Source organism: Avibacterium volantium (assembly GCF_049366555.1).
In the GTDB taxonomy this organism is placed as follows: Bacteria; Pseudomonadota; Gammaproteobacteria; order Enterobacterales; family Pasteurellaceae; genus Avibacterium; species Avibacterium volantium_A.
Genome location: NZ_JBMMGT010000006.1, coordinates 14,495 through 29,339, shown reverse-complemented (window position 1 = coordinate 29,339; position 14,845 = coordinate 14,495). Strand labels below are relative to the sequence as shown.

Below are 14,845 nucleotides of genomic sequence, written 5' to 3'. Positions count from 1 at the left end.
CTTAATAAAGTGCGGTTACTTTTTGGCTTATTTTGCTGGTGGAGCTTTCTCCATTAAGCCTTTTTCTAACGCTTCTTTATTCCATTGTGGAACAACTTCTTTGAGGAATTTCGCTTTCGCTGCACGTTCTTTTTCAATATCAATGCCCATTGCTTTCCACGCATTTTCAGCTGTTGAAATATCTGGGTAATTGATTGGCTGTTTCACACCGTGTTTGGTGAGAATAATGGCTAATTTAGTACGCGCATCAGCAATACGATCTAAGCCTGTTGCAATGGTTTTTAAGATAATATCTGGTGCGTGAATATGACCACCGTGGCCCGCAGCAGAATAATCCCAACGCCATTGTGCGTGACGGATAGCTTGTAATGCTGGTTTCATTTCTTCTTCTGTTGCACCTGCGTCCCAAGCCGCTTTCGCTTCAAAGTGCGCTTTCACGATTTGGTCTTCAAGTTTAATCATCACGTCTTTGATATCTTTTTTATGACCTGCCACCACTTTGGTTAAAGTTTCTTTGCTTTGATCGTGGCAGTTTGCACAGGTATTTTCAAAAGAATCAAGCGGATTACCAATTTTGTGGTCAGTGTAAACTTTACCATCAGCCCCTTGTACTTTTGGCATATGACAATCTACACAGGTTACGCCATTTTTACCATGTGTACCTTGTAACCAAGTTTCATAGTCTGGGTGCTGTGCTTTTAACATTGGTGTTTTAGAGATAGAGTGAATCCAATCGTAGAATTCGATATTGTCATAGTATTGTTCCATACTATCCACATCTACCCCTTTCATCCAAGGGAATACCACATTGTTTACCACTTTTTTATCAAAGTAATATTCAACGTGACAGTTAGCACAAATTGCGCCACGTTTGTCTGTTTTATCTAAATGAGCGAAGTCTTTTCCGATCGCATCTAAGGCGCGTAAAACGTGCGGACGAGCAATACGTAAAGCAGGTTTACCTTCTGCAAAATCTTTTGATGTGGTGTCGTGACAATCAGCACAGCCGATAGAATTTACCACTTCAGCCCCACCTTTTGCCCATTTGCCGTTGAAGTATTCTTCTTCACCCCATTCAGCAATCAAACGTGGTACATCGGGGCCTTTACACGTCCAACACGCCATTGGTTGTGGGCCGCTGTTAGCATCAAACGGCGCACCTGTACGCAAAATATTGCGCACGTCAGTTACAGTATAAAAGTGACCACGCGGTTTGTTATATTCTTTTGAGAACGCATAACCGCCCCACATTACGATCATTCTAGGATCAACTTCAATTGCCGGAACAATTTCCGTAGATTCTGCGGTTGCAGCCCAACTGTTATATTGTTTTGGATATTTTTCAGCAAATCGTTCACTGATTGCTTGAATTTTCAAATCAGGATTTGGTTTTGCTAATTCCTCACGAGTTGGAGCTCGCTTTTCTGCTACACTATTATCTGCCGCCATCAAAGGTTGGGCAGACACTAAAGTCAATCCAGCAATCGCCAGAGAAGCTAAAGTTTTTCTGAAAATGTTCACGATAATTACTCCATACATTGATCAATGTTGTACAACAAATAAACTTAAGCAATAAATGATAATTTTTCTCATTAAAAACAATATGATAATGAATTAAGAGAAAGTTTTTCGCGCTTAAAAATAACAAATTCATTCTCATTTTTCAGCGCTATTTTGCTATTTTTTGCGTTTGATCAATGTTTTTATTAGGAATAACCTTTTTGAGTTATTTTTGCTACATAAAAATAACCCTTAAGAGTTATTAAAATCCTAGGTAATTTGCCTTTTCTAAGCATAACGGGGTAATTTATTCTTGCTATAAAACAAAATAAAAAGTGATAAAAAACAACCAACAAATGCTACATTTTTAACCGCACTTTATTTGTTCCCTTTTTTAGAGATAAAGAAGAGAGAAAAGAAGAATTTTTGGGGATTTCTGCCCTTCGTGCTATGCTTAGCACAATTTTTTCTCATAAAATCGAAAATAGTCAGATAACTATGCAAAATAATCATTTAACTCAGCAACGTTTTGCTGATTTACCACTAAATCCAAGCGTATTACAGTGTTTAGAAAAAAACGGTTTTGAATACTGCACGCCAATCCAAGCTCTTTCTTTACCAATCACCCTTGCAGGGCGTGATGTGGCAGGGCAAGCGCAAACAGGCACAGGCAAAACAATGGCCTTTCTCACCGCCACCTTTCATCATTTATTAAGCGAAAATTCGCAGCATAATGCCACGCAACCGCGTGCGTTAATTTTAGCGCCCACACGCGAGCTTGCCGTGCAAATTAGCAATGATGGCGCAGCGCTCTCACAAGCCACAGGACTAAAAATGGGGCTAGCTTATGGGGGCGATGGCTACGATAAACAGCTTAAAGTGATTGAGCAAGGCATTGATATTTTAATCGGCACAACAGGACGCGTGATTGATTACGTTAAACAAGGCATTATTCGCTTAACGGATATTGAAGTGGTGGTGCTAGATGAAGCAGATCGAATGTTCGATCTAGGCTTTATCAAAGATATTCGCTACTTACTGCGAAAATGTCCGCCCCCTGCTGGACGCTTAACAATGCTCTTTTCCGCCACCCTATCTTATAAAGTGCGTGAACTTGCCTTTGAAGATATGAATGATCCTGAATATGTGGAAGTTGAGCCACTGCAAAAAACAGGCCACCGCATTAAAGAAGAACTGTTTTATCCGTCTAACCAAGACAAAATGGCGTTATTAATGACGTTGTTGGAAGAAGAATGGCCAGAGCGTTGCATTATTTTCGCCAACACCAAACATCGCTGTGAAGAAATTTGGGGCTATTTAGCCGCTGATGGGCATCGTGTGGGGCTACTCACAGGCGATGTTGCACAGAAAAAACGCCTTGCTTTGTTGCAACAATTTACCTCAGGACAATTGGACATTCTAGTAGCGACAGACGTTGCTGCGCGTGGCTTACATATTCCTGATGTTACGCACGTTTTCAACTATGATTTGCCTGATGATCGCGAAGATTATGTGCATCGCATTGGACGTACAGGGCGCGCAGGCGAAAGTGGCGTTTCCATTAGTTTTGCTTGTGAAGAATATGCAATGAATTTACCTGCCATTGAAGAATATATTGGCCATTCTATTCCAGTAAGCCAATATGATCCGCAAGCGCTACTCAGTGATTTGCCAAAACCTTACCGCAAACGCACTGGGCAAAGCCATTATCAAAATAATAAACGCAATTTTAAAAAGCGTTATTAATCTCAAAAAATCGCCAAAATTCCACCGCACTTTTATAAACAAAACATAAACAAGAAAAGTGCGGTGATTTTTTCTATTATTTCTGTTTTATCTCGTGATAGAATTGACGGATTTTTAACACACAAATTTAATGAGCGATAACATTTCGTATGACAACATTAGTAGATTTTTTAATTAACAAATTAGACGATTTAAAAGCCGTTGATATTTTGCATTTAGATGTGCAAGGCAAATCAAGCGTAACGGACAATATGATTATTTGCACAGGGACATCAAGCCGCCATATTAGTTCTTTAGCACAAAAACTAATTGATGAAAGCAAGCAAGCGGGTTTTGAATCCTTCGGTGAAGAGGGCAAAGCTACTGCAGATTGGGTGGTGGTCGATTTCGGGCAAGCGATGGTGCATATTATGCAAGCAGACAGCCGTGAAATGTATCAATTAGAGAAACTTTGGGGCTAAATGAAAATCCAATTAATTGCGGTAGGCACAAAAATGCCTGCTTGGGTAACCACAGGCTTTGAAGAATATCAACGCCGTTTCCCAAAGGATATGCCCTTTGAGCTAATCGAAATCCCCGCAGGAAAACGTGGCAAAAATGCAGACATTAAACGCATTTTGGAGCAAGAAGGCAAAGCAATGCTGGCAGCTTGTGGGCGCAATAAGATTGTTACCTTAGACATTCCCGGTAAGCCTTGGACAACCGAACAACTGGCACAACAGCTGGAGGGTTGGAAAAATGATGGACGGGATTTATGTTTGCTCATCGGCGGGCCTGAAGGTTTATCGCCAGAATGTAAAGCAGCCGCCGAACAAAGCTGGTCGCTTTCCCCTTTAACCTTACCCCACCCTTTAGTGCGCGTGGTGGTGGCAGAGAGTTTGTATCGTGCTTGGTCGATTACTACCAATCACCCTTATCATCGAGAGTAATCAATGGATTTAAAGAAATTGCTTTCTCAGCCAGCAATGGAGCCGATCCGCGATAAAAAAGCGGAGCGCAATCTATTTATTCGCCGCGCCTTGGTGTCTTTTTTAGGCGTGCTTGGGCTGTCTGCAATTTTGCTCACCAATTTATACCATCTGCAAATCGTCAATTATGACACTTATCAAACCCGTTCTAATGGCAACCGTATCAAATTATTGCCGTTGCCACCAACACGCGGTTTGATTTACGATCGCTATGGCAAATTGCTTGCCGAAAATCTCACCTTTTTTGGCTTATATATCGTGCCAGAAAAAGTAGAAAATTTAGACCGCACTTTTGAACAGCTCAAAAAAATGGTGGGGTTAAATGAAGACGATATTGCGAATTTTAAGAAAGAGCGCCGCCGTTCTTCGCGCTATACGTCCATTTTACTCAAGCCAGATCTCACCGAAGAACAGATCGCACGTTTTGCGGTAAATCAGCATCAATTCCCGAGTTTATCCGTTAAGCCTTATTTTAAACGTCATTATTTGTACGGCGAACCGCTCACCCATATTTTAGGTTATGTGGCAAAAATTAATGATAAAGATGTGGAACGCCTGAAAAAAGAAGACAAATACGCCAATTATGCTGGCTCGCACAATATCGGCAAGCTCGGTATTGAACGCTATTACGAAGAACAATTACACGGTGAAGTGGGCTTTGAAGAAGTAGAAATTAACAACCGTGGTAAGGTGATCCGTAAATTGCGCGAACAGCCTGCGGTGGCGGGTAAAAGCATTCATCTCACCATTGATTTAGAATTGCAACGTTATATCACCGATCTGCTAGCAGGACATAAAGGCGCGGTGGTGGTGCTAGATCCAAAAGACAGCAGCATTTTAGCGATGGTTTCAACGCCAAGTTATGATAATAACCTTTTTGTTGATGGCATTTCAGGTAAAGATTACAAACGCCTGCTTGAAGATCCTGAGCGTCCGCTTTATAGCCGTGTTACGCAAGGGGCTTATCCGCCAGCTTCTACGGTAAAACCGTTTATTGCGGTAGCTGGTTTGCAAGAAGCCTTGATCACGCCAAGCACAACGGTGTTTGATCCGGGCTATTGGATGTTGCCAAATAGTACGAAAAAATTCCGCGACTGGAAGAAATCAGGCCACGGCTATACGGATCTCAATAAAGCAATTACCGAATCTTCCGATACCTACTTTTATCAGCTCGCTTACAATATGGGGATTGATAAACTTTCTGGTTGGATGAAAGCCTTTGGTTTTGGTATGCCAACGGGTTTAGATATTCGTGAAGAAACCTCGGCAATTATGCCTTCGCGCGAATGGAAACAAAAACGGTATAAAAAACCTTGGCTACAGGGTGATACCATTTCCGTGGGTATTGGACAAGGCTATTGGACAGCAACGCCATTGCAAGTGGCAAAGGCTTTAGCTATCTTAATTAATAATGGCAAGGTAAATACACCGCACTTAATGAAAGGGGTGGAAGGCTCTTTCTTTGAACCTTACCAAGATCCTTTTTTATATCCCGATATTAAAGCCAATGATAGCTATTGGGCGCAAGCCAAACGCGGTATGTATAACGTAATTAATGCGAGCAATGGGACAGGGCGTAAAGCCTTTGCTGGTACGAACTATCACGTTGCAGGAAAATCAGGCACTGCGCAGGTTTTCAGCTTAAAAGAAAACCAAACCTATAATGCAAAATCTCTGAGCAAAGAATTGCACGATCACGCGTGGTTTATCGGCTATGCCCCTTATGAAGACCCGAAAATTGTGGTTTCTATCATTTTAGAAAATGCAGGCGGTGGCGGTAGCAACGCAGGCCCCGTGGTAAGAAAAATTATGGATTATTATCTTAATCAGCGGCTTCCACAAGTAAACCAAATGGAAAACAAACAGAACGAAGCACAACCCCAACAAGAGGAAACAGAATAATGAGTAAAAGGAAAATCTGGCTCGGCTTGTGGCAGCGTTTACACATTGATTTCTGGCTATTTCTTGGTCTTGTAATGATTTCCGCCTATGGATTATTCGTGCTATATAGCGCTTCTGGTGGCAATGAAGTGATGTTCCGCAACCGTATCATTCAAGTTACCCTTGGCTTTGTGGTGATGTTTGTTATGGCACAACTTTCCCCGCGTTTTTATCAGGGCATTGCCCCTTATTTATTTGGTGTGGGCATAGTATTGCTGATTCTAGTGGATTTGGTGGGAACAACCAGTAAAGGCGCGCAGCGTTGGTTAGATCTCGGCTTATTCCGTTTTCAGCCTTCGGAAATCGTCAAACTTGCCGTGCCATTAATGGTGGCGGTGTATTTAGGCAAACGTCCGCTTCCACCGACCTTAAGAGATACCTTTATTGCACTCTTTATTATTATTGTGCCTACCCTATTGGTTGCCATTCAGCCTGATTTAGGTACATCAATTCTGGTAAGTGCGTCTGGAATTTTTGTCGTTTTTCTAGCAGGAATGAGCTGGTGGCTGATTTTAATTGCGGTGATTGGGCTGGCTGGTTTTATTCCTATAATGTGGTTTTACCTAATGCACGATTATCAACGTACAAGGGTGCTAACCTTGCTTGATCCAGAAAAAGATCCCCTTGGGGCAGGCTATCATATTTTGCAATCAAAAATTGCCATTGGTTCGGGCGGTATTTGGGGCAAAGGTTGGATGCAAGGCACGCAATCCCAGCTAGAATTTTTGCCTGAACCCCATACCGATTTTATCTTTGCCGTATTAAGTGAAGAACACGGAATGGTTGGTTTCGCCGTTTTGATGTGCCTTTATTTATTTATTGTGGCAAGAGGTTTGGTGATTGGCGTGGAAGCACAAAATGCTTTCGGTCGCACCCTTGTTGGGGCATTAACGCTAATCTTTTTTGTTTATGTTTTTGTGAATATCGGAATGGTGAGTGGCATTTTACCCGTGGTGGGTGTGCCACTCCCATTAATGAGCTATGGTGGGACGTCTTTTGTTACATTAATGGCAGGTTTTGGCTTGATTATGTCCATTCATAGCCATAAAGAACATTTCTTTAGGGGAACTAACTAAGAATTTATTGTTCTTAACCAGTATTCCAACAAAATTTTAACTAAAGTGAATAATCGAAATGAAATTAACACAAATAATTAAGCTGAGTTTGGCATTTCTACTCACACTAGCAAGTGTGAATAGCAATGCCGAAACGCAAAAATTATATGGGGTGAAAGGTCCTAAACTGGTGCATCAAAAAATGTCTGACAAAACCCATACCTATGTGGTCAATGGCGTCAGTTACACCACCAAGCACCCGAGTACGGCTAAGCACTACGCCAAAACAGGGGGAGGAAGTTACTACCACCAAAAATTTTCAGGGCGTAAAACCTTCAATGGCGAATATTATGATCCTAATCGCTATACGGCAGCACACAAAACTCTGCCATTAAATTCTTACGCTTTGGTCACCAATTTACACAACGGCAGAAAAGTGATCGTAAAAATTAACGATCGCGGCCCTTTCATAAAAGGAAGAATTATTGATCTTTCTCTTGTTGCCGCAAAAGAACTGGGGATTATTCATCGTGGTGTCGGACAAGTTCGCGTTGAGGCGCTACACGTTAATCATAAAGGGAAAATTCTCGGCGCGGGAACGCACAGCCTTGCTAAAATGGCGAAAACACCAGAAGCAGTAAAACGTTTGGATCTATCCGCAAAACAAAGTGCGGTGCTTTCTGACACAGATTTTTCCGGTTATAAAGTAAAAATGCTAAACTTAACCTACAAACAAGCAATACAAATGGTGAAGCAAGCCAAACGCTTAAAAGTCAAAACAAAAATTGACTCAAATAAAAAATCTCACAGTATTTCCTTTGGGCCATTTAAAACTAAAAGTGAAGCACAGCAATTTAAAGCCAAACTTCATAAATTAAATGGCACTAAGCCACTGATTATTTATAGCCACAAATAAATTTAACTCTATTTAGGACGTAATGAATTATGTTTAAACATATGCTTAAAAAAACCAAATTTGCCCTTATCACTGCTACATTATGCGCAAGCCATTCTGTAATGGCAGAAGATATTCAATATGGTATTGCCGCACCACAACTTAATGCGCAAACCTATATTTTAATGGATTACAATTCTGGTGCGGTGTTAGCGGCATTTAACCCTGATCAGCGCCAATACCCTGCTTCACTCACCAAAATGATGACAAGCTATGTGGTGGGCGATGCGTTAAAACAAGGTAAAATCCACGATTCAGATATGGTTACCATTGGTAATAGCGCTTGGGGTAAAAATTTCCCGGGTTCATCAAAAATGTTCCTAAATTTAAACCAACAGGTTTCCGTTGCCGATCTTAATCGCGGGATCATCGTGGTATCAGGCAATGATGCTTGTGTGGCAATGGCGGAACACGTTTCAGGCTCAACACAAAATTTCATCAATGCAATGAATAAATATGTAGAACAGTTTGGCCTAAAAAATACCCATTTCACCACCGTACACGGCTTAGATGACGAAAATCAATATTCTTCCGCCCGTGATATGGCATTAATTGGCGCGCATATCATTCGTGATTTACCAGAAGAATACAAAATCTATGCGGAAAAAGAATTCACTTTCAACAAAATCCGCCAACCAAATCGCAATGGCTTGTTGTGGGATAAAACCCTTAAAGTTGATGGTATGAAAACAGGCCATACAGACAAAGCAGGCTACAACCTTGTGGCTTCTGCATTGGGCAACGGCAATATGCGTTTAATTTCAGTGGTGATGGGCGTGCCTACTTACAAAGGCCGTGAAATAGAAAGCAAAAAATTATTGCAGTGGGGATTTGCTAACTTTGAAACCTTCAAAGCACTAGAAGCCAACAAAACCGTTTCCGAACAAAGTGTTTATTATGGCGATAACAGCAAAGTACAACTTGGCGTGTTGCAAGATCAATTTATCACCTTGCCAAAAGGACGCCAAGCGGAAGTGAAAGCCCGTTATGATTTAGATAAAAAATACCTTGAAGCGCCATTGGCGAAAGGCCAAGTGGTAGGAAAAATCACCTATCAGCTTGATGGTAAAGATATTGCTAAAGTGGATTTACAAGTAATGAACAATGTTGAAGAAGGCGGTTTCTTCGGCCAAATCTGGGATTGGTTAGTACTAACTGTAAAAAGTTTATTCAGCTAAACTTGAAATTGGTAAAATCTTCCCAATCTAAAGCTCAAATGGCCGCACTAATCAAAGTGCGGTCTAAATTTTTAACAAATTTGAGGACAAAAAATGGCAGAACAAGAAAAAGTCGTAAAACTTGAAGATATTCCACAAAAACAACTTAAAGATCTTCTTGAATTCCCTTGTGATTTCACCTTCAAAGTGGTGGGCACAAACCGCCCAGATTTAGCCGATGATGTGATCGCTGTGGTACAAAAATATGCCAAAGGTGATTATAATCCGCGTGAAAATGTGAGCGGAAAAGGCACATACAAATCCATTTCAGTGGATATTGTGGCTGAAAATATTGAGCAAGTGGAAACCCTTTATAACGAACTTGCCAAAATTGACGGCGTAAGAATGGTGCTTTAATCTGCATAAACAATAAGGTAAAGGCGATGACCCAATCCATTATTATCCGCCAACTTGGCGTGCAAGATTATCAAGAAATTTGGCATAAAATGCAGCAATTTACTGATAATCGTGATGAAAATACCCAAGATGAAATCTGGCTCGTTCAGCACCCTGCGGTGTTCACCCAGGGCTCTGCGGGCAAGCCTGAGCATTTATTGCAACAAAGTGCGATCCCTGTGGTGCAATCGGATCGTGGCGGACAAATCACCTATCACGGATTGGGTCAGCAAGTTATGTATGTGTTGATCGACATTAAACGCCTGAAAGCGCAAGGCAAAGATCTCAATGTACGTCAGCTGGTTAGCGCTCTTGAACAATCGGTGGTGCAAACGCTGGCAGATTACGGCATTGAAGGCTATCCCAAAGCTGATGCACCAGGGGTGTATGTGGACGGCAAAAAAATCTGCTCGCTCGGTTTACGCATTAGCAAAGGCTGTTCTTTCCACGGTCTAGCGCTAAATATTAATATGGATCTTACGCCTTTCTTATACATTAACCCCTGTGGTTATGCAGGGCTTGAAATGTCTCAAATGGCAGACTTTATCCCGCAACAAGAAGCGCAGCCAGACAAGGTTTCGCCCAAATTAGTTACACACTTCACCCAATTATTGGGGTATAATTCCGTAACAAATTCTTAACAAAAATAGGAGCGTTAATGGCAACGCCTTTTAAAATGGAACGTGGCGTAAAATACCGTGATGCCGCAAAAACTTCCATTATCCCAGTAAAAAATATTGATCCCAACCAGCCTTTATTGAAAAAGCCTGAGTGGATGAAAATCAAACTGCCAGCCAATTCAGCAAAAATTGATAGCATCAAAAATGGTATGCGCCGCCACGGTTTGCATTCAGTGTGCGAAGAAGCCTCTTGCCCTAACTTGCACGAATGTTTTAACCACGGCACGGCAACCTTTATGATCTTAGGGGCAATTTGTACCCGCCGCTGCCCATTCTGTGATGTGGCACACGGCAAGCCTTTACCGCCAGATCCTGACGAACCACGCAAATTAGCCGAAACTATTCAGGATATGAAATTACGTTATGTGGTGATCACTTCGGTGGATCGCGATGATCTACCTGACCGTGGTGCAGGCCACTTCGCTGAATGTGTGAAAGAAATCCGTGCGCTTAATCCAGGGATCAAAATTGAAATCCTTGTGCCTGATTTCCGTGGACGCATCGAACAAGCGCTAGAAAAATTAAAAGATAATCCGCCAGATGTGTTCAACCACAATTTGGAAAATGTGCCACGCTTGTATCGTGATATTCGCCCAGGGGCAGATTATGAATGGTCGCTCAAATTATTGCGTGAGTTCAAAGCAATGTTCCCTGATATTCCAACCAAATCAGGCTTAATGGTGGGCTTAGGCGAAACCAACGAAGAGATTTTGCAAGTGATGCAAGATTTACGCGCCAACGGCGTAACAATGCTCACACTCGGGCAATATTTGCAACCAAGCCGCCATCATTTACCTGTGGCGCGCTATGTTCCGCCTGAAGAATTTAATGAGTTCCGTGATAAAGCCAACGAAATGGGCTTTGAACACGCCGCCTGCGGGCCTTTCGTGCGTTCTTCTTACCACGCTGATCTCCAAGCCAGCGGCGGATTGGTGAAATAATCCAGCAACTAAATTACTCTAATACAAAGAGCGGTGGAAAATTTCAAGATTTTTCACCGCTCTTTTTCTACATAATAAAAAACCCCGCGAAATAAAGTGCAGGGCTTTTTTCCGTTATTTTTGGCTTAGTGCTGTTCGATATGCCCTTGATCTAAATGTACCACATCAACTTGATTATTCGGTGCAACTTGGAAGGCTTGACCAAAACCTTTAACGAATAACCCTTGCTGTGGGATCAAATGAAATAGTGAGAAATCTTGGAATTGAACCAATTCTTCCATCACCTTGCCGTGGCGATTTTGCAATAATTCCGTGCCAATTTGCCATTGCTCAGAATCCCTCGCCACTTCTATGACTTGCGCATCAGCAGTTAAACGGTGGCGAGCAAAAATTTGACGGCTGTCGCTTTCATCTTCAATGAGCATGATGGAAACCTTGCCATTATTTTTTAGATTTCGTGCGTGCTTGGCAATGGTGGAAATAAAAATATAGTAGCCTTGCTCCCCTTCGGCAAAAGGGGCATAGCTCACATTGGGAGTGCCATTTTCATCAACCGTGGCTAATAACAAGGTTTTGCATTGCTGTTTTAAGGCCTGAATTTCTGGCGCAAGGCGTTGATTTAAACGTTGTTGGCGATCTAGCATAAATTGTCCTTATTTTTTAATTGGTTAAATTTTGAAACTTGCTCAGGAATGAGCTGGCGTTGCTCATCACGCCCAAGATAAATTTTAAATAGCACCTCATCTTCATCAGTAATAAAAGCGATGGCATAACTTTCTTTACCACGAAAAGGCTTGCTCAACAAAACAATGTGTTTCACTTTGTCTAACTGTAAATGTCCGTGTAAGGCAATGCCGGCTTCCTTTTTCATATTGAGATTAAAATAGCCGTAACCAAATTGTCCTTGGGGAAACATGCCGCTGATTTCAAAAATCGATCCCGCTTTTTCCACAATGGTAACCACGTTGCCCCAAGTATGAATTTCTGCCAGCAACTCTGCCGTATCTCCTCGATAAAAATCAATAAAGTGCGGGGGTAAATTTTGGATAATTTTTCCTTCTTTCACCTTGAGTTGTGCGGCAAGATCAAGGGTGTGCAAATCAGGATTATCTGCCAATGCCTGCGCAATTTGTTGTTGTATCATTGTTTATCCCCCAAATTAGAATTGATAAGCTAACGATACTTTGACATTGCGCCCTGCTTCAGGGGTTAAGCTGAAAGCTGGGGTGTAGGCTTTATCAAAGAAATTTTCCACCGCAAAATCAATGCGTAAATTTGACCACTCGCCTTTTTGTGGTGCATAGCTAGCGGTAATATCCGTTAAGGTATAAGACGGATAATGCCCCTTATGCGATGTAGGTACACGTTTTTGCGCAAAATAGTGACGCACTTTTGCCCCAACAGTGAAAGTTTCTGGCACAAGCGCATAAGACGCTGCAAGAACAATTTTATCCGCATTGATATTTTCTAAGGCTTCGCCCGTTTGGCGATCTTTACCACGCAATACGCCATACTGAAGATCCGCTGACCAACGTGGCGTTTCGTAATGAGCGGCAAGTTCTGCCCCTCTTAAACGCGCATTTTGTACGTTACGATATTGGAATTGCAATGTGCGTTTTTGGCGTATCATTCCAATTTGCTGTAATTCAATAAAATCTTTTACATCATTTTGGAAAACCGTTGCGGTGACGCTGAGCTTATCCTGCGCTGTCCACAAATCTTGCCAGTGGAATTTGGCGCTCAATTCTTTATTTTTCGCCACTTCGGCTTTGAGATCGGTATTCTCTACAAATACCGCTTCCGCCATTCCTTTAAAACCGAAATGATGGCCTGAAATATAACGTTCTTGCAGGCTTGGGGCGCGGAATGCTTCTGCATATTTTGCGCTTAAATTCAGCCAAGGTGTGGCTCGATAATCCAAGGTAACGGAAGGGGATAAGTGGTTTTTACGATAACTTTGGCTTTGTTTTTCTGAACTCTGGTAGCTATCAAAACGTAGCGCTGGCGAAAGCACGAAATCGTCGCTGAGATTAATGTGGCTGAGCAAATAAGCGCCCCACACATTGGCTTTGGCATCATAAGGATTTGGGCGATAATTGGCAGTAGAATAATCACGACAACGAGGAGAGGTCGCATTGATGCAAGTGCCATCTTGCGCTTTTTTCTCGCGTTTTGTTTTTACTCTGTCTTGATAAAAATCTACCCCATAAATCAAGGCAACACGATCAAACTCTGAGGCATTACGCAAGTTAAATCCCGTGGTTTTATAATGAGTTTCATCATTGGTACCTGTGCGAAGATTGGTTTCGGTTTCTTTGGTATCATTGATATACAGCGTTAATTCACCATTCACCAAGCGGGAATCTGGATTGAAAAGATAACGCAATGACGCAGAACGATCTTTTACTTTTTGTGCAGAAAGATCAGCGATACCGCCAGCTTTGCCATAATCAGGCTTGCCACCGCTTGCATAAATTTGCCCTACTTCTGCAACAAAATCATTCGGCGTATAAGGCTCATACATCTCATTATTAGCTGGCGCAGTTTGTTTACTTTGCGTGCCGCGCAGGTTTAATTCTAAACGATGATGATCATTTATTTGCCAACCTGCTTTAACTAAGCCACCTTGCTGAGTGAGTTCGCTATGCGGTAATTTGCCTAAACCCTTACCTAAACGTAAGTCTTTATTTTTATTGTAAAATCCTTGAATTAACCAATCAAACTGACCATTTGCTCCATAAACTGCCAATTCACTTTGTGAACCTGAATCCGCCGAATGATAGCCTTGCTTGATCAACGCCCCCCAAGTTTCGTTGGGTCTAAGTAAATCAAAGGCATTCAAGGTTCGCATTGCCACCACACCGCCTAATGCGCCACTGCCCCATAAGGTACTTGCAGGCCCTTTCACCACTTCGACTTCGCTTAGCATACTGGTTGGTAAGAAATAAGATCCACGATGCTCTAAATTAAAATTTTGCCGCACGCCATCTACCACCTGAACCACTCTTGTTCCACTTAAACCACGAATAGCTGGTTTTTGTGCCAGTGTTCGCGAACCGCCTGCAATCTCCACATTCGCTTGTGTCGATAAGGCTTCCGCTACGCTAGCAGGCTGTAAAGTATCTAATTGAGATCGATTTAAAATGGCGATATTCGCTTGATCTTTGGTGTACTGCGTGGGATCGCGCAACGCTTGAACGTTAATTTGTTCTAACTGCTCTACCGCATAAGCCGCGCTACAAATAGTCGTACAAATCGTTGATGCTAGTGCGAGATACAATGGTGAAAACTTCATTTTCATAAGTGTTTTCTATCCTTTTTGTTGTTGATAAGTTGTCATTTCCAAAAAAATTTCGCTTATCTTAAAAAGGCAAAAAAGGATTGTCAATGATATTGATAATAATTTTCATTTATATACAATTCAAATCCTACCTAAAACACAGTAT

14 protein-coding genes are annotated in these 14,845 nt (G+C 41.9%); 10 read left to right on the top strand and 4 right to left on the bottom strand.

All coding sequences use genetic code 11. The features are described from left to right. Positions 1-27: 27 nt before the first annotated feature. Positions 28-1,521, bottom strand: coding sequence for an ammonia-forming nitrite reductase cytochrome c552 subunit (gene nrfA, locus ACLS0A_RS02735; protein WP_416082308.1), 1,494 nt, complete (start codon positions 1,519-1,521; stop codon positions 28-30). 477 nt (positions 1,522-1,998) lie between these two features. On the opposite strand from nrfA, the gene rhlB reads away from it, so the two are divergent. From rhlB to lipA, 10 genes are all read left to right on the top strand, one after another. Then, the gene (gene rhlB, locus ACLS0A_RS02730; RefSeq protein WP_416082307.1) at positions 1,999-3,246 is read left to right on the top strand and encodes an ATP-dependent RNA helicase RhlB; all 1,248 of its coding nucleotides are present in this window, start codon (positions 1,999-2,001) and stop codon (positions 3,244-3,246) included. 149 nt (positions 3,247-3,395) lie between these two features. Next, positions 3,396-3,707, top strand: a complete 312-nt coding sequence (gene rsfS, locus ACLS0A_RS02725) for a ribosome silencing factor (RefSeq protein WP_103853974.1) — start codon at positions 3,396-3,398, stop codon at positions 3,705-3,707. After that, complete coding sequence (rlmH, locus tag ACLS0A_RS02720) at positions 3,708-4,175, top strand: 23S rRNA (pseudouridine(1915)-N(3))-methyltransferase RlmH (protein WP_017805627.1); 468 nt, start codon at positions 3,708-3,710, stop codon at positions 4,173-4,175. It abuts the gene before it with no gap. Between the two features lie 3 nt (positions 4,176-4,178). Next, positions 4,179-6,116, top strand: a complete 1,938-nt coding sequence (gene mrdA, locus ACLS0A_RS02715) for a penicillin-binding protein 2 (protein WP_416082306.1) — start codon at positions 4,179-4,181, stop codon at positions 6,114-6,116. Next, positions 6,116-7,231, top strand: a complete 1,116-nt coding sequence (rodA, locus tag ACLS0A_RS02710; RefSeq protein ID WP_416082305.1) for a rod shape-determining protein RodA — start codon at positions 6,116-6,118, stop codon at positions 7,229-7,231. The genes mrdA and rodA overlap by 1 nt, the downstream gene beginning before the upstream one ends. Before the next feature lie 58 nt (positions 7,232-7,289). After that, positions 7,290-8,126, top strand: a complete 837-nt coding sequence (locus tag ACLS0A_RS02705; protein ID WP_423105258.1) for a septal ring lytic transglycosylase RlpA family protein — start codon at positions 7,290-7,292, stop codon at positions 8,124-8,126. 29 nt (positions 8,127-8,155) lie between these two features. Then, positions 8,156-9,343, top strand: a complete 1,188-nt coding sequence (locus ACLS0A_RS02700) for a serine hydrolase (protein WP_416082303.1) — start codon at positions 8,156-8,158, stop codon at positions 9,341-9,343. Positions 9,344-9,436: 93 nt separating this feature from the next. Continuing rightward, positions 9,437-9,739, top strand: coding sequence for a DUF493 family protein YbeD (ybeD, locus tag ACLS0A_RS02695; protein WP_416082302.1), 303 nt, complete (start codon positions 9,437-9,439; stop codon positions 9,737-9,739). A gap of 26 nt (positions 9,740-9,765) precedes the next feature. Further along, on the top strand, positions 9,766-10,419 hold the full coding sequence (lipB, locus tag ACLS0A_RS02690; protein ID WP_416082301.1) for a lipoyl(octanoyl) transferase LipB: 654 nt from the start codon (positions 9,766-9,768) through the stop codon (positions 10,417-10,419). Positions 10,420-10,436: 17 nt separating this feature from the next. Further along, positions 10,437-11,399 (top strand): lipoyl synthase, encoded by a 963-nt coding sequence (lipA, locus tag ACLS0A_RS02685; protein WP_416082300.1) that lies wholly within the window; start codon positions 10,437-10,439, stop codon positions 11,397-11,399. Positions 11,400-11,524: 125 nt separating this feature from the next. Here lipA and hutZ read toward each other — a convergent pair whose 3' ends face one another. The 3 genes from hutZ to ACLS0A_RS02670 are packed head-to-tail and all read right to left on the bottom strand — an operon-like array spanning position 11,525 to position 14,700. Continuing rightward, positions 11,525-12,043 carry a heme utilization protein HutZ gene (gene hutZ / locus ACLS0A_RS02680; protein WP_416082299.1) on the bottom strand — a complete coding sequence of 173 codons (519 nt, stop codon included), beginning with the start codon at positions 12,041-12,043 and terminating at the stop codon, positions 11,525-11,527. Then, on the bottom strand, positions 12,037-12,543 hold the full coding sequence (hutX, locus tag ACLS0A_RS02675) for a heme utilization cystosolic carrier protein HutX (protein ID WP_416082298.1): 507 nt from the start codon (positions 12,541-12,543) through the stop codon (positions 12,037-12,039). The genes hutZ and hutX overlap by 7 nt, the downstream gene beginning before the upstream one ends. Before the next feature lie 15 nt (positions 12,544-12,558). Further along, the gene (locus ACLS0A_RS02670) at positions 12,559-14,700 is read right to left on the bottom strand and encodes a TonB-dependent hemoglobin/transferrin/lactoferrin family receptor (protein ID WP_416082297.1); all 2,142 of its coding nucleotides are present in this window, start codon (positions 14,698-14,700) and stop codon (positions 12,559-12,561) included. Positions 14,701-14,845: the final 145 nt, after the last annotated feature.